The 14973-nt window shown below is 67.7% G+C and carries 14 protein-coding genes; 8 read left to right on the top strand and 6 right to left on the bottom strand.

Translation table 11 applies throughout. The features are described 5' to 3' along the window. Positions 1 to 38: 38 nt before the first annotated feature. Together GH681_RS10865 and GH681_RS10860 are read right to left on the bottom strand one after the other, a co-directional pair. Positions 39 to 1358 (bottom strand): ferric reductase-like transmembrane domain-containing protein, encoded by a 1320-nt coding sequence (locus tag GH681_RS10865; RefSeq protein ID WP_153161497.1) that lies wholly within the window; start codon positions 1356 to 1358, stop codon positions 39 to 41. An 89-nt stretch (positions 1359 to 1447) separates the two neighbouring features. Continuing rightward, complete coding sequence (locus GH681_RS10860) at positions 1448 to 1972, bottom strand: hypothetical protein (protein WP_153161496.1); 525 nt, start codon at positions 1970 to 1972, stop codon at positions 1448 to 1450. A gap of 60 nt (positions 1973 to 2032) precedes the next feature. Between GH681_RS10860 and moaA the strand changes: the two genes are divergently transcribed. The 6 genes from moaA (at position 2033) to pabB (ending at position 9219) form a co-directional block, all read left to right on the top strand. Continuing rightward, complete coding sequence (gene moaA / locus GH681_RS10855; RefSeq protein ID WP_153161495.1) at positions 2033 to 3121, top strand: GTP 3',8-cyclase MoaA; 1089 nt, start codon at positions 2033 to 2035, stop codon at positions 3119 to 3121. 1 nt (position 3122) lies between these two features. Further along, a complete protein-coding gene (gene mobA / locus GH681_RS10850) occupies positions 3123 to 3728 on the top strand; it encodes a molybdenum cofactor guanylyltransferase MobA (protein ID WP_153161494.1) in 606 nt (201 codons plus the stop codon). Further along, complete coding sequence (gene glp, locus GH681_RS10845) at positions 3725 to 4999, top strand: gephyrin-like molybdotransferase Glp (RefSeq protein WP_153161493.1); 1275 nt, start codon at positions 3725 to 3727, stop codon at positions 4997 to 4999. Before mobA ends, glp begins: the two co-directional genes overlap by 4 nt. A 132-nt stretch (positions 5000 to 5131) precedes the next feature. Continuing rightward, complete coding sequence (locus GH681_RS10840; protein WP_153161492.1) at positions 5132 to 6061, top strand: hypothetical protein; 930 nt, start codon at positions 5132 to 5134, stop codon at positions 6059 to 6061. Next, positions 6062 to 7210 carry a polyphosphate kinase 2 gene (gene ppk2, locus GH681_RS10835; protein ID WP_153161491.1) on the top strand — a complete coding sequence of 383 codons (1149 nt, stop codon included), beginning with the start codon at positions 6062 to 6064 and terminating at the stop codon, positions 7208 to 7210. It abuts the gene before it with no gap. Positions 7211 to 7443: 233 nt separating this feature from the next. Continuing rightward, a complete protein-coding gene (gene pabB, locus GH681_RS10830) occupies positions 7444 to 9219 on the top strand; it encodes an aminodeoxychorismate synthase component I (RefSeq protein ID WP_153161490.1) in 1776 nt (591 codons plus the stop codon). A gap of 61 nt (positions 9220 to 9280) precedes the next feature. On the opposite strand, the gene GH681_RS10825 is transcribed toward pabB, so the two are convergent. Further along, positions 9281 to 9985 (bottom strand): hypothetical protein, encoded by a 705-nt coding sequence (locus GH681_RS10825; protein ID WP_228111871.1) that lies wholly within the window; start codon positions 9983 to 9985, stop codon positions 9281 to 9283. After that, entirely contained in the window at positions 9982 to 10647 is a 666-nt protein-coding gene (parA, locus tag GH681_RS10820; RefSeq protein ID WP_153161489.1) for a ParA family partition ATPase, read from the bottom strand. The genes GH681_RS10825 and parA overlap by 4 nt, the downstream gene beginning before the upstream one ends. Before the next feature lie 140 nt (positions 10648 to 10787). Here parA and GH681_RS10815 point away from each other — a divergent pair, with 140 nt between their 5' ends. Further along, on the top strand, positions 10788 to 11306 hold the full coding sequence (locus tag GH681_RS10815) for an O-acetyl-ADP-ribose deacetylase (protein WP_153161488.1): 519 nt from the start codon (positions 10788 to 10790) through the stop codon (positions 11304 to 11306). Here GH681_RS10815 and GH681_RS10810 read toward each other — a convergent pair. Beyond that, positions 11258 to 11677, bottom strand: coding sequence for a hypothetical protein (locus GH681_RS10810; RefSeq protein ID WP_153161487.1), 420 nt, complete (start codon positions 11675 to 11677; stop codon positions 11258 to 11260). The two genes, GH681_RS10815 and GH681_RS10810, sit on opposite strands and share 49 nt — an antisense overlap. A gap of 201 nt (positions 11678 to 11878) precedes the next feature. On the opposite strand from GH681_RS10810, the gene GH681_RS10805 reads away from it, so the two are divergent. Further along, a complete protein-coding gene (locus GH681_RS10805; protein ID WP_153161486.1) occupies positions 11879 to 13162 on the top strand; it encodes an O-acetylhomoserine aminocarboxypropyltransferase/cysteine synthase family protein in 1284 nt (427 codons plus the stop codon). 79 nt (positions 13163 to 13241) lie between these two features. On the opposite strand, the gene leuA is transcribed toward GH681_RS10805, so the two are convergent. Further along, on the bottom strand, positions 13242 to 14930 hold the full coding sequence (gene leuA, locus GH681_RS10800; protein ID WP_194271205.1) for a 2-isopropylmalate synthase: 1689 nt from the start codon (positions 14928 to 14930) through the stop codon (positions 13242 to 13244). Positions 14931 to 14973 lie beyond the last annotated feature (43 nt).

Below are 14973 nucleotides of genomic sequence, written 5' to 3'. Positions count from 1 at the left end.
CCTCTTTTTTTATCCGCGGGATGGTCGCGGCTGGACGCTCAGCGGAACTCGAACAGCTCCCGACGAAAGCCCGCCGGCTTGAGCAGGCCGGCTGTGGTGAGGTGCTCGGCGAGGCTTTCGCCCCACGCGGCCGGGCCGCAGAACCATACCGTGCGGCTGGGCTTGAGGCAGGCGGCCACCTCGTCGGCGGGCAGCGGGCCGTGTAGCTGGGTGTGGCGGCGGTGCAGGCGCACCCCGGCGGCGGCGCACAGGGCCGGCAGGTCTGGCGGAAAGCCGGGCCGGGCACCTGCGGTGCTGTAGAAGAAATCCACCGGCGCCCGGGTACCGCCCCGCGCGGCCAGCTCACGCAGCCGGGCCAAGAATGGCGTGACACCGATACCGCCGGCCACCCACACCTGGCTGGCTTCACCACGCGCTGCGTCGAAGGTGAAACCGCCGTAGGGCCCTTCGAGGCGGATCGTCTGGCCGGCCGCCACCCGTTCGGGCAGGCGGCGGGTGTAGTCGCCCAGGGCCTTGATGGCGAGGGTGAGGCGGCCATCGGCGGGGTTCCAGGCGCTGGCGATGGTGAAGGGATGGGCGCCCTCGCCCACCGGGCCGAAATCCGCCAGCACGCATTGGCCAGACTGGTGACCGGGCCACGCGGCAGCGGGTCGACAGGCAATTTCCAGCACCCCGTCCGGATGGCGGGTGACCGCCTCGATCGTCGCCTCGACCCGCCGGCGTGCGCCGATGCGCCCGGTGAGCGCCATCACCGCCGGCACCACGCCGAGGGTAGCCATGAAAGCGGTGAGCCAGCCCAGCGGTTGCAGCCAGAAGGCGGCCGGCATCAGCATCAGACCGTGGAAGGCACCGGCGAGAAAGACCAGCGGAAGCAGCCTGTGCACCCAGCGGAAATAGCGGTACGGGATGCGCCGCACCAGCGCGATGACCACCATCGCCAGCAGGATGTAGCCGGCCCATTCGCCCACGTCTTTGGCGATGTCGATCCAGAAATCCTCCGGCCCCTTGGGCGGACGCGGGCCCCGCGCCGGGCGGGCAATCCACCCGGCCTTGGCGAGGTTTTTGGGTAGCCATTCGAGCATCCAGTGGGTGAACACGATCACCCCGGCGCCGATGCCCACGTGCTTGTGCAGGCGGTACAGGCGATCGAGCCCGCCGAAAAACTGCTCGACCCGCGGCAGCCGCGCAGCCAGCACCATGCCGGCGCTCATCCACCACAGGGCGAGCACGCCCGAGGCGGGGATGAGGGCATGGCGCCAGTCCCACGGCCCCTTGGCCGAGGCGATGACCTCCGGCATCACGAAGATGCCCCACAGCAGCAGCGGGATGGCGGCGAGGAGGGCGAGCGGGCGTTTCATTTCAGCAACTCCGGCAAAAGACAGTCCAGCCGGCGAGGGTAAGGCCGGTGGGGAAGAAAGATTGTGTCGAGGATCAAGGGGGCTGCACGCTACACCGGGACGGACTTTCCGGGGTACGGGAATGGCACGTTCAAGCCCGGGATGAACCGGCTCCCCGCTGGGGGCAGCGTGTTTGTCCGGGACTTGAACCTGTCTGCCTCGGACTTGAACGGGTTCATGTCCGACTTGAACGTGTTCAGCGCAAACCTGAACTGGTTCGGCCCGGGCTTGAACTCGTTCAACTGAAAGATGAACCGGTTCAAGTCCGGGCCGAACACGTTTGAGTCGACCTTGAAGCGGTTCAAGTTCAGGGTGAAGTTGTTCAAGTCAAAGATGAACTCGTTCAAGTCCGGGTTGAGCCGGTTCAAGTCCGGGTTGAACCCTGCCCACCCCCGAAGATCCAGCTGGCAGTTTGGTCTGCGCCACCTGCTCCCCGCCCCCATTCGCGTCATCCACGGCATGCACCACGGCGCGAATCGCCCCGGTGCGGGCGGCGGTTTCAGGTGCCGCTTGCCCTGCGTCGTTTCGCCGCCGATAATTTTCTGGCGGAACACCCGAGCCTTGCCCCACGACAAGGCGGCTGCACGCGCGCCGCGCTACAAACGCGGCACGCGTTGCCAACCCCCTGCGAGACGATGAATCAGCGAGTCATTCCCCTGGTCGACGAGCGCCTGCTCGGCCAACAGCCCCAGATCCCCGCCCACCTGCCGGCCCCCACCGGCCAGTTGCTGGACAGCCGCGGCCGTGCGGTGAAGGATCTGCGCATCTCGGTCACCGACCGCTGCAACTTCCGCTGCGTGTACTGCATGCCCAAGGAAGTGTTCGACAAGGACTACGCCTTCCTCCCGCGGCAATCCCTCCTCAGCTTCGAGGAGATCACCCGCATCGCCCGGCTGTTTGCGGCCCACGGCGTCACCAAGATCCGCCTCACCGGCGGCGAGCCGCTGCTGCGTCGCAACCTCGAACGTCTGGTCGCCCAGCTGGCGGCCATCCCGGGGATGGAGGTCACCCTCACCACCAACGGCGTGCTGCTCCCCAAGAAGGCCGCGGCCCTCAAGGCCGCCGGGCTGTCGCGGGTCACGGTGAGCCTCGATTCCCTCGACGACACCGTCTTCAAGGCCATGAACGACATGGACGTGCCGGTTTCAGACGTGCTGGCCGGCATCGACGCCGCGGCCGCCGCCGGCCTCGGCCCGGTCAAGATCAACATGGTGGTCAAGCGCGGCATGAACGACCAGGAGATCGTCCCCCTCGCCCGCCACTTCCGCGGCAGCGGCCACATCCTGCGCTTCATCGAGTTCATGGACGTGGGCAGCTCCAACGGCTGGCGGATGGACGACGTGATCCCCTCGGCCGAGGTCATCCGGCGCATCGGCGAACACTTCCCCCTCGAAGCCATCGACCCCAACTACACCGGCGAAGTAGCCGAGCGCTGGCGCTATGTGGATGGCGGCGGCGAGATCGGGGTGATCTCGTCGGTCACCCAGGCCTTCTGCTCCACCTGTACCCGGGCCCGCCTGTCCACCGAAGGCCGGCTCTACACCTGCCTGTTCGCCCAGAGCGGCCACGACCTGCGCAGCCTGATGCGCGACAATCGCAGCGACGCCGAACTCTCCGCGGCAATCGGCAGCATCTGGCAGCAGCGCGGCGACCGCTATTCCGAGATCCGCACCGCCGCCACCGCGCCGCTCCGGAAGATCGAAATGTCCTATATCGGTGGCTGAGATGATCCCCGCCAGCCCGGAAAACATCACCGGCCTGATCCTCGCCGGCGGCCGCGGCAGCCGCATGGGCGGCGTCGACAAGGGCCTCGCCCTCCTCGACGGCCGGCCGATGGTCAGCCACGTGCTGGACCGCCTCGCCCCCCAGGTCGGGCCCATCCTCATCAGCGCCAACCGCAGCACCGAGCATTACGCGATGTTCGGCCGCCCGGTGATCCCCGACCGCCTCGAAGGCTTTGCCGGCCCCCTGGCCGGGCTCGAGGCCGGGCTCGCCGCATGCACCACGCCCTACCTCGCCACCGCCCCCTGCGACAGCCCCTTCCTGCCGCCCGATCTGGTGCCGCGCCTCGCCGAAGCCCTGTGCGCCGAGCGCGCCAGCGTGGCCGTCGCCCGCACCGGCGACCAGCTCCAGCCAGTGTTCGCGCTGATGCGCAGCTTCGCCCTGCCCGACCTGCAGGCCTTCACCCGCGCCGGCGGACGCAAGATGGAGCTCTGGCTGCGCCGCCTCAAGTGGGTCGCCTGCCCCTTCGACGACGCGCCCGACGCCTTCGCCAACATCAACACGCCGGACGAACTCCGCGCACACCAAGCTGGAGATTTCCCCCGGTGACCTCCCTCGCCCGGCAGTTCAGCTGCCACGACGCCTACGACCCGACCGCGCTCAATGCCGATCTCGGCCGCCAGTTGATCCTCGACGCGGTGAGCCCGATCAGCGGCATCGAGCACATCCCCCTGCGCGACGCCCTCGGCCGGGTGCTGGCCCAGCCGGTCATCTCGCCCATCGACGTGCCCGCCCACGACAACTCGGCCATGGACGGCTACGGCCTGCGCGGCGATGACCTCTCCGCCGACGGCGACACCGTGCTCGACATCATCGGCAGCGCCTTTGCCGGCCAGGGCTTCGACGGCAGCGTCGGCCCCGGCCAGGCGGTGCGCATCATGACCGGCGCGCCCCTGCCCGCCGGCGTCGACACCGTGGTGATGCAGGAAGTCACCCGCGCCGCCGACGGCAAGGTGACGATCCCCGCCGGCCAGCGCCGTGGCCAGAACGTCCGCCGCGCCGGTGAAGACCTGCGCGCCGGCCTCCCGGCCCTGCCCGCCGGGCGCCTCATCCGCCCCGCCGAGCTGGGCCTCGTGGCCTCGCTGGGCATCGGCGAGGTGGCCGTGCGCCGCCGCCTACGCGTAGCCTTCTTCTCCACCGGCAACGAGATCGCCACCATCGGCACCCCGGCCGCCCCGGGCCAGATCTACGACAGCAACCGCTACACGATCTTCGGCATGCTGAGCCGCCTGGGCTTCGACATCATCGACATCGGCGTCATCCGCGACGACCCCGACGCCCTCGAAACCACCCTGCGCGAAGCCGCCGGCATTGCCGACGCGGTCATCACCAGCGGCGGCGTGTCGGTGGGCGAGGCGGATTTCACCCGCGAGGTGATGGCCCGCCTGGGCGAAGTGCTGTTCTGGAAGATCGCCATGAAACCCGGCCGGCCGATGGCCTTCGGGCGCATCGGCGGCAACGATGGCGCCGCCTGGCTGTTCGGCCTGCCCGGCAACCCGGTGGCGGTGATGGTCACCTTCTACCAGTTCGCCCGCCCCGCGCTGATGCGTCTCGCGGGCATCGACCCGATCCCCGAACCGCCCCTGCTGCCGGTGCCCTGCGTCACCCCGATCCGCAAGCAGCCCGGCCGCACCGAATTCATCCGCGGCGTGCTGTTCCAGGGCGACACCGGCTGGCAGGTGAAGAGCACCCCGGCCCAGGGCTCGGGCATCCTCAGCTCGATGGCCGACGCCAACTGCTTCATCGTCCTCGGCCCCGCCCAGGGCAACGTGGCCGAAGGCGACACCGTGCAGGTCCAGGTGCTCGACGGACTGGTCTGAGCCTGCCACGTTGTCATAGCGCGCCTGCCACCTTGGCAGGCCCGTGAAATTCTCGCGCCAGAGCGCCAGCAGACGCCGATTCTGGTGCAGAATTTCAAATTCCCGTAATCGAAATGCAGCCAACAACGAACCATGGACGACGACATTCCGGAAGGCTCCCGCCTGGTCATCGACGGTAGGGAACGCGTCTTCTATTCCGGCTATTGGGTCAAGACCTACGCCGTTCCCGAAGACACGCTCCAGGCCAAGCGCAAGCTCATCGGCGCGCTGACCCGGCGACTCTTCAACCATGTCGAGCACGGGCTCAACATCCCTGGCAGCCGCCTCAACGAAGCCCGCAAGAGCTACGAGGACGAACCCGACACCGACCGCCGCCGCGTGAAAGGCGCCATGCTCGCCGGTGCGCTGTTCAACCGCGCGGCCGACATCTTCACCAAGCTCGTCGAGCTGCAGAGCGTCGGCATCGAGATCCAGTCCGACAACGCCCTGATGCGCGAATGCGGCCGATGTCTGCAGGAAGCCCTCGGCCTCGGCCGGCTGGTGCTGCACCGCTCCGGCGAAGAGGGCATCGACGAGCTGTGGGGCGAGCCCTTCAAGGCCTTCTCGATCCCCCTCGAAGATTTCTACGAGAGCCGTTACGTCAAGATCGCCCTCACCCTGCGCGACATCGACCTGATCGCCAACGCCATGGTCGAATACTTCGACCCGCTGCCCTGTTTCCGGGGCATCGCCCCCCACGTGCGCACCTTCGCCAAGGCTGCCCACATCAAGACCGAAACCCTGCGTACCGACCCGGACATCTTCGACATCTGGACCAGCTTCGTGACCGCCGGCGAGCGCCTCTGCGCCCACTTCAACGCCGCCGAGATGCCCAGCAACAGTGAGGACCAGCACCTCGTGACCGACGGCCGCCTGCTCGTCCAGCAGGGCCGCGACCTGGTGAGCTACATCACCCGTGCCCGCACCCCGATGCCCAAGAGCACCGCAGACTATATCGAGCGCTGCGGCAACTACGCCGCGCGCTGCGCAGAACGGACACAAACGGAGAAAAAGGAAGCGTAAATGACTGAAAAAACAAACGCCAAGACCACCTCGCGCCCTGCCCGCCCCGCCCCGCGCCGTGCCGCAACCGGCGATGTGGCCCCGAAGGAAACCGCGGCCGCCATCGAGCAGTTCGTGATCGATGAAGCCGTGGATGCCGCCCGTGACGCCAAGGCCACCGCCGTTGCCGACATCGTCGCCACCCTCGCCAAGCACGACACCCACAGCATCGCCGAGACCCTCCAGGCCATCATGGCCGGCGCCTCGCCCGACGACGCCGAAGTCCTGCGCAAGGCCCTCCTGGCCGAAGACGAAGCGGTCTACAAGAAGCTGCCGTCCCACCCCGACGAAGAGCTCGCCGATGGCTGGCGCGAAGGCGCCTACCCCTACAAGAACCTGATGTCCCGCAAGGCGTACGAGAAGCAGAAGTACCGCCTGCAGGTCGAGCTCCTCAAGCTCCAGGCCTGGGTCAAGGAAACCGGCCAGCGCGTCGTGATCCTCTTCGAAGGCCGCGACGCCGCCGGCAAGGGCGGCACCATCAAGCGCTTCATGGAACACCTCAACCCCCGCGGCGCGAAGGTCGTGGCGCTTGAAAAGCCCAGCGACACCGAACGCGGCCAGTGGTACTTCCAGCGCTACATCCAGCACCTGCCCACCGCCGGCGAGATCGCCCTGTTCGACCGCTCCTGGTACAACCGGGCCGGCGTCGAGCGCGTGATGGGCTTCTGCTCGCCCGACGAATACCTCGAATTCATGCGCCAGACGCCCGAGTTCGAACGTCACCTGGTGCGTAGCGGCGTGCATCTCATCAAGTTCTGGTTCTCGGTGAGCCGCGAAGAGCAGCGTCGGCGCTTCAAGGAACGCGAAGCCCACCCGCTCAAGCAGTGGAAGCTCAGCCCCATCGATCTGGCGTCCCTCGACAAGTGGGAGGACTACACCAAGGCCAAGGAGGCGATGTTCTTCCACACCGACACCGCCGACGCCCCCTGGACGGTCATCAAGTCGGACTGCAAGAAGCGCGCACGTCTCAACGCCATGCGCTACATCCTCCACAAGCTGCCCTACGCCAACAAAGACATCGACCACATCGGGCCCCTCGACCCGCTCCTCGTCGGCCGTGCCCACGTGGTGTACGAACGCGGCGAACACTCCGGCAGCCCGCTGCTGTGAGCAACCCCGCCCGGCCAGTGCTTCATGGCGGGCGGTTCTTTCTCTGACGCCTCCCGACCATGCCGCTCACCAACGGCGGGTCGGGGCCACCCTGACCAGGCTGGCCTCCGCGCACGCCTGCCACTTCGGCATCATCCTCGATGACACCGAGGCCCAGGCCGCCCAGCTGCGCGACGCCGAATTCCAGCCCTTCTTCTACGCCAACCGCTGACGAGCGGGTAAACTCCGCGGCGATGCCGCACCACCCCGACTCCGCGCCCGCCTTCGCCCTCTTCGACGACAACCTCGACGCCAGCTCCGCCGGCGCGTGGCTGCTCACCGGCCTCGTCGAGGAAATCCGCTGCACTGATCCCGACGCCTGGCCCGGCGCCCTCGCCCGCCTCGAAAAGGCCGCCAAGGATGGCGCCTGGGTCGCCCTCGCCGCCCGCTACGAACTCGGCTACGCCATCGAACCCCGCCTTCGCCCGCTGCTGCCCGCCGGCGATGAAGCCCTCGTCACCGGCTGGATCTTCGCCCACGGCGAATGGCTCTCCGACGCCGCAGTCGATGCCTGGCTCGCCAAAATGGCCGGGGACGCACCCGGCGGCGTCGGCACGCTCACCCCCGGCATCACCGAGGCCGATTACCTCGCCCGCACCGAACGCATCCGCGACTACATCGCCGCCGGCGACTGCTATCAGGTCAACTTCACCTTCCCGCTCACCGGACCCGCCTTCGGCCACCCCGCCGCCCTCTACCGGGCCCTGCGCGCGGCCCAGCCGGTGCGCTACGGCGCCTTCATCGCCCACGCCGACGGCGCGATCCTGTCCCGCTCGCCCGAGCTCTTCCTCGAACGCCACGGCAGCACCCTCGCCAGCCGGCCGATGAAGGGCACCGCCCCGCGGAACACCGACCCCGCCGCCCTCGCCGCCTCCGCCAAGGACCGCGCCGAGAACGTGATGATCGTGGACCTCATCCGCAACGACATGGGCCGCCTTGCACCGCCCGGCGGCGTGCGGGTCGAGGACCTGTGCCGCATCGAGCCCTATCCCACCGTCTGGCAGATGACCTCCCGCGTCGTCGCCGAGCCCGTGGACGCCGACCTGCCCGCCATCTTCCGGGCGCTCTTCCCCTGCGGGTCGATCACCGGCGCCCCCAAGATCCGCGCCATGGAGATCATCCGCGAGCTGGAAACCGCGCCCCGCGGCCTGTACTGCGGCGCTCTGGGCTGGATTCGCCCCGGCGGCGACTTCCGCTTCAGCGTGCCGATCCGCACCCTGCGGCTGAACAACGGCGAAGCGCGCCTCGACGTCGGCAGCGGCGTGGTGTTCGACTCCCGGCCGGCCGCCGAGTGGGCCGAATGCCACCTCAAGGCGCGCTTCCTCACCGGGCTGCCCAAGGGCTTGCGCCTCATCGAAACCCTGCGCTTCGAACCGGGCGCGGGCTTCCCCCTCCTGCCTGAACACCTCGAACGCCTCACCGCCTCTGCCGCCGAGCTGGGCTTCGCCTTCGACCCCGACGCCTTCCGGCAGTTGCTCGCGGGCGTCGAAGCCGACACGCCCCGGCGCATCCGCGTCACCCTCGGCCAGCAGGGCGACTTCACGCTGGAGCAGGCACCCCTCAGCGCTGGCGCCCCGTCGGCCGACGCCACCGTGGTGCTGTCGCCCCACTCCATCGCCAGCGACGACCTGCTGCTGCGTCACAAGACCACCGCCCGCGCCCTGTACGACCAGGAACTCGCCCGGGTGATGGCCGCTGGCCACTTCGACGCGCTCTTCCTCAACGAACGCGGCGAGCTGGCTGAAGGCGCCCGCAGCAACCTCTTCGTCGAACGGGACGGCGTACTGCTCACCCCGCCCGCCAGCGCCGGCCTCCTCAACGGCACCCTGCGCCGCCGCCTGCTGCGGGAAGGCCGGGCGCAGGAGGCGACGCTCCGCCCGGACGACCTGCAACGCGCCGAGGCGATCTACGCCGGCAACGGCCTGCGCGGGTTGGTGCGGGTCCGGCTTGTGGTGGACGAGGCCCGTTAACGCAAAAACGGCAACAATGGATCGTCCATTGTTGCCGTTTTTGAAACAATCCAGCGCAGGTTTACTTCGCGCCCTTGCCCTTCGGCACCACCACCAGGCCCTCGACCAGCGCCTTGGTGCTCGCCGTGGATTCCTTCAGCAGCAGCTGCACACCGGCCCGCAGCAGCTCGGACTTGGTGCAGATGCGGCCAGCCTTGGCCAGCGTCTCGCGCAGCGCCTTGAGCTGGGCGTGCTCGCTCTTGGGCATCGAGAAGGAATCACGCACGACCTTCTCGCGCACCACCTTGGTGGGCTTTTCAGCCTTGGCCTTGGGCTGCTTGGCGGGCTTTTCCGCCTTCTCGACCTTCTCCGCCTTCACGGGCTTCGGCTTGGCCGGCTTGACGACTTTCTTGGCCACGACGGGTGCCGGCGTTGCCGCGGGCGCCGGAGCAGCTTCGACCGGTGCCGCGGCTTCGGCCGGCTTGGCGGCCTTCGCAGGCGCCTTCACGGCTTTCGGCGCAGCCTTCGCGGCGGGCTTGGGCGCGGGCTTGGCGGGGGCCTTCGGCTTCTCGGCCTTGACCGGCGCCTCGGCGACCGGAGCGGGCTCGACCACCGGTGCCGGCTCGGACGCCACGGCGTCCACCGCCGGCGTCACCTCGACAGCCTCAGCCGGAGCCGGAGCCGCTACCGGCGCCTCGGCGGGCGTCGGGTCAGGCAGACGGGTTTCGAGCGCTTCGCTCTCCTGCTGCAAAGTCGAACGCAGCGCCGACCGGGTTTTGGTGTTCATGTTTTATCTCCTGTCAGTTTCAAGACTTCCACAACCAGTTTGTCCACTTCACGCGCAGCCTCGCTGCCGGCCCGGCCCAGCTGATAAACCGTGCCGCCGACCACCGCGCTCTGCGCGAAAGCATTACGTTGGGAGAGGGCCGCGCCCAGCACCGGGAGGGTGAAATCCCGCATCACCTCGAGCACGTCCCAGGCGAGGTTGGTGCGCAGCACCCGGTTGGGCACCAGCGCCGCCTTCAGGCCCTTGCGGCTCGCCTGAACCTGCAGGATCAGCCGCTCGACGCCCTTGGTGGACCACAGATCCGCCGGGCTCGGCACCACCGGCACCAGGGCCACGTCCGCCACCTGCAGCGACGCCAGCGTGGCGGCGTGTTCGATGGACGGCGGGCAATCCAGTAGGATCACGTCGGCCTCCCGCCCCGCCGCCTTGATCGTCTGGGCCAGGGCATCGGCCCCAGCTGCCAGCTGCATCACCACCGCCGGGAAAGGCACGCCCGCGGCGGCCGCGTGGGCCCAGCGCGAGGCAGTTTCCTGGGGATCGAGATCGATGATCGCCACGCGCTTGCCCCGTCGGGCAAGACCACCGGCCAGTTGCATCGTCAGCGTCGACTTGCCCGCGCCGCCCTTCTGGGACAGCACGGTAACCACCTTCGGCTTTGCCACTTCGCCCCCTATTGCGTAATACCGTATTATTTTCACCCCGATCAGGTACCGCTGGCAAGAGGTGTCTTCTCGCAGGTTCATCTCGAAACACGCACAATGGAACTCAGGCAAGCTTCTGCCGGCGGCCCGGGAGCATCAGGATGAACGACGGACGGATTTTGGTGAAAGTCGGAGACATCACACTACAGAAAGTGGACGCCATCGTGAATGCCGCCAACAGCAGCCTGCTGGGCGGGGGTGGCGTGGATGGCGCGATCCACCGGGCGGGCGGGCCGGAACTCACCGCCCACTGCGCCACCCTGGGCGGCTGCCCGACGGGCGAGGCGCGCATCACGCCGGGTTTCCGGCTGCCCGCACGCTACGTGATCCACACCGTCGGCCCCCTGTGGCGCGGTGGCAGTCATGGCGAGGCCGAACTCCTGGCGGCCTGCTACCGCAACAGCCTGAAGCTCGCCGCCGCGCACGGCGTACGGACGATCGCCTTCCCCGCGATCAGTTGCGGTATCTACGGTTACCCGGCAGAAGAAGCGATGCGGATCGCGGTGGCCACCTGCCGCGCGGTGCAGGTCGAGCAGGAACTCCCGGGGGAAATCCTGCTGATGGCCTTCGATCAGCGCATGAACTCGCTTCTGAGCGAAATCTTGCGGGGCGGTGACTGAATGACGATGCGCCGGGGGCCGTCGGCACGACGGGCCGGTTTGCCAAGACCGTCACAGGTGCGCAGCCCGGCGGTGCCGAGACGCATGCACTGCACGCCTCCACAACCGCAGCCGGCCGGCAGCTCGGACGGCTCGCCCTCTTCCATGTGATCGATGCGCAGCAGGTCGAGGAAGCGCGAGGCCGATTCACGGCAACCGAATACGGTCAGGCGACCGTCATTGGCGCACAGCCAGCGTTCATCCACGGTAATGCCGACACAGCCCTCCCCGCCACCCTGCAGCGGATGCACCCGGACCCGGGTCTGGCCAAGGCGCCACAGCGGCGCGACGGCGAGCTCGAGCCAGGTCGCATTGCGTCCTTTGAGTTCCATCTTGTCCCCTCACTTATTATTGTGTTCCGCTGCCGTTTGCCCCAGATAAGGACGAATGGCGCGCAACTTTGCGTATTATCGCGACTTGCCAAGGATTATGTACCCGGCAGTTCCCGGAACAAGCCGCGGGAAAACCCGGATGCGGCAATTAGCCACACTTTTCACCTTCGTCTGCAGAAAACAAACGGGAGACCCATCAAGATGAAACTCGAAACCCTTGCCGTGCACGGTGGCTACAGCCCGGATCCGACCACCAAGGCGGTGGCCGTACCGATCTACCAGACCACCTCCTACGCCTTCGACGACACCCAGCACGGTGCCGATCTGTTCGACCTGAAGGTGGCCGGCAACATCTATACCCGCATCATGAACCCCACCCAGGCCGTGCTCGAAGCCCGGGTGGCGGCGATGGAAGGCGGCATCGCGGGCCTGGCGCTGGCCTCCGGCATGGCCGCCATCACCTACGCGATCCAGACCATCGCCGAAGCCGGCGACAACATCGTCTCGGCCTCCACACTCTACGGCGGCACCTACAACCTGTTCGCCCACACCCTGCCGCAGATCGGCATCCAGGTGCGCTTTGCCGATTACCGCGACCCGGCCTCCTTCGCCCCGCTGATCGACGCCCGCACCAAGGCCATCTACTGCGAATCCGTCGGCAACCCGCTGGGCAACATCACCGACTTCGAGGCCCTGGCCGCCATCGCCCACGCCCACGGCATTCCGCTGATCGTGGATAACACGGTGCCCTCGCCCTACCTGTGCCGCCCGATCGAGCACGGCGCCGACATCGTGGTGCATTCGCTCACCAAATACCTGGGCGGCCACGGCACCTCCATTGGCGGCATCATCGTCGATAGCGGCAAGTTCCCGTGGGCCGAGCACAAGGAGCGCTTCCGCCGCCTGAACGAGCCGGACGTCTCCTACCACGGCGTGGTCTACACCGAAGCCCTCGGCCCGGCAGCCTTCATCGGCCGCGCCCGCGTGGTACCCCTGCGCAATATGGGCGCCGCGATCAGCCCGTTCAACGCCTTCCTGATCCTCCAGGGCGTCGAAACCCTGGCCCTGCGCATGGACCGCATCTGCGAGAACACCCTCAAGGTGGCCGAATTCCTCAAGGGCCACGACAAGGTGGCGTGGGTGAATTACGCCGGCCTGCCGGATCACGCCGACAACGCCCTCGTCCAGAAGTACATGGGCGGCCGCGCGTCGGGCATCCTCAACTTCGGCGTGAAGAGCGCCGATGGCGACGGCAAGGCCGCTGGCGGCCGCTTCCAGGACGCGCTCAAGCTGGTCACCCGCCTGGTGAACATCGGCGACAGCAAGAGCCTGGCCTGCCACCCGGCCTCCACCACCCACCGTCAGCTGTCGCCCGAAGAGATGAAGAAGGCTGGCGTGTCCGAAGACATGGTCCGCCTGTCCATCGGCATCGAGCACATCGACGACATCCTGGCCGATCTGGACCAGTCCCTCGCGGCGGTCTGATCGACTCAGCATCACCCAAGAAAAACGCCGGGCTCACACCCGGCGTTTTTCATTTCAGACCACGGTTGAATCCGCCAAGTCAGGCAGCGCAGCCTTCCGCATCCTCCGCGACCGCCGACACCTGCGCCCCGGCGCGGTTGGCCGCGCTGATGATCGCCCGTACCGATGCCGTCACGGTGTTGCGGTGCATGCCCGCCCCGAAGCGGCTGCCGGCAACGCCTTCCGTCGCCACCTCGACGATGCACATGGCTGCCGCGTCGGCACCCTCGCCCATCGAGCGCTCCTCGAAGCTCTGCACGCGGATCGGCGCGCCGATGGCCGCCACGGCCGCTTCCACCGGGCCGTTGCCCTCGCCAACGAACTCCACCACCCGGCCATTCACCTCGGCCTCGATGCGAATGCCCTGACGGCTGCCGGCCTCGAAGAGGTGATGGGCCACGTAGCTGATCGGTGCGTCGGCTTCGAGGTATTCACGGCCGAAGAGCGTCCACAACTGATGGGCGTCCACTTCCTGGCCGGTCTCGTCGGTGAGGCGCTGCACGGCGGCGCTGAACTCCACCTGCATCCGCCGCGGCATCACGAGGCCGTAGTGGGCCTGGAGCAAATGCGCCACGCCGCCCTTGCCCGACTGGCTGTTAACGCGGATCACCGAATCGTAGGTGCGGCCCACGTCATGGGGGTCGATGGGCATGTACGGCACCGTCCATTGGGCGCCCGGCTGCTGCACCTCGAGCCCCTTCTTGATCGCGTCCTGGTGCGAACCCGAGAAAGCCGTGAAGACGAGATCGCCCACGTACGGGTGGCGCGGGTGGATCGGCAACTGGGTGCATTCCTCGGCAACGCGGGCGATGTCGTTGATGTCAGAGAAATCGAGGCCCGGATGGATGCCCTGGGTGTACATGTTGAGGGCGAGGGTCACGAGATCCACGTTGCCGGTGCGCTCGCCGTTGCCGAAGAGGCAGCCCTCCACACGGTCGGCGCCGGCAAGCTGGGCAAGCTCGGCGGCCGCCACCGCGGTGCCGCGGTCGTTGTGGGGATGTACGCTGAGGATGATCTGCTCGCGGCGGGCGAGATTGCGGTGCATCCACTCGATCTGGTCGGCGTAGAAGTTGGGCGAGCCGACCTCCACGGTGGACGGGAGGTTGATGATCACCTTCTCGCCCGGCTTCGGATCCCAGGCGGCAACCACGGCGTCGCAGACTTCCTTCGCAAAGTCGAGTTCGGTGGCGGTGAAGGTTTCCGGGCTGTACTCGAGGACGAACTCGGTCTCCGGCTGCTCGGCAGCGAGCTGCTTGACGAGGGTGACGCTCTCGACGGCAAGCGCCTTGACCTCACCCTTGCTCATCCCGAACACCGTCTCGCGGAACACCGGCGAGGTGGCGTTGTAGATGTGGACGATGGCCCGGCGGGCACCCTTGAGGGATTCCATCGTGCGGCGGATGAGGTGCTCGCGGGCCTGGCTCAAGACCTCGATGGTCACGTCGCCGGGAATCTCGCCCTGCTCGATGAGCTGGCGGACGAAGTCGAAATCGGTCTGGGAGGCGGAAGGGAAAGCGACTTCGATTTCCTTGAAGCCGATCGCCACGAGTTTGCGGAACATCTGCAACTTGCGGGCGGCATTCATCGGTTCGAAGAGGGCCTGATTGCCGTCACGGAGATCGGTGCTCATCCAGATCGGCGGATGAGTGATCGTGCGGCTGGGCCACTGGCGGTCGGCGAGGGCGACCGGGGGGAAGGCGGAGTACTTGGTTTGCGGATTCTTCAACATGATGGTCTTGTCCTTTGCTTTCGTCGGAAACGGTTCGGGTGTT

The sequence above is a fragment of the Zoogloea sp. 1C4 genome, assembly GCF_009469605.1.
Taxonomy (GTDB): Bacteria; Pseudomonadota; Gammaproteobacteria; order Burkholderiales; family Rhodocyclaceae; genus Zoogloea; species Zoogloea oryzae.
The sequence above is the reverse complement of the archived record's forward strand: the minus strand, read 5'-3'. Positions and strand labels throughout refer to the sequence as shown.

Bases quoted from the DNA above. Each gene is read 5' to 3' on its own strand.
- GH681_RS10865 (WP_153161497.1), bottom strand. From the start codon at position 1,358: ATGAAACGCCCGCTCGCCCTCCTCGCCGCCATCCCGCTGCTGCTGTGG.
- moaA (WP_153161495.1), top strand. From the start codon at position 2,033: ATGAATCAGCGAGTCATTCCCCTGGTCGACGAGCGCCTGCTCGGCCAA.
- mobA (WP_153161494.1), top strand. From the start codon at position 3,123: ATGATCCCCGCCAGCCCGGAAAACATCACCGGCCTGATCCTCGCCGGC.
- GH681_RS10840 (WP_153161492.1), top strand. From the start codon at position 5,132: ATGGACGACGACATTCCGGAAGGCTCCCGCCTGGTCATCGACGGTAGG.
- ppk2 (WP_153161491.1), top strand. From the start codon at position 6,062: ATGACTGAAAAAACAAACGCCAAGACCACCTCGCGCCCTGCCCGCCCC.
- pabB (WP_153161490.1), top strand. From the start codon at position 7,444: ATGCCGCACCACCCCGACTCCGCGCCCGCCTTCGCCCTCTTCGACGAC.
- GH681_RS10825 (WP_228111871.1), bottom strand. From the start codon at position 9,985: ATGAACACCAAAACCCGGTCGGCGCTGCGTTCGACTTTGCAGCAGGAG.
- GH681_RS10815 (WP_153161488.1), top strand. From the start codon at position 10,788: ATGAACGACGGACGGATTTTGGTGAAAGTCGGAGACATCACACTACAG.
- GH681_RS10810 (WP_153161487.1), bottom strand. From the start codon at position 11,677: ATGGAACTCAAAGGACGCAATGCGACCTGGCTCGAGCTCGCCGTCGCG.
- GH681_RS10805 (WP_153161486.1), top strand. From the start codon at position 11,879: ATGAAACTCGAAACCCTTGCCGTGCACGGTGGCTACAGCCCGGATCCG.
- leuA (WP_194271205.1), bottom strand. From the start codon at position 14,930: ATGTTGAAGAATCCGCAAACCAAGTACTCCGCCTTCCCCCCGGTCGCC.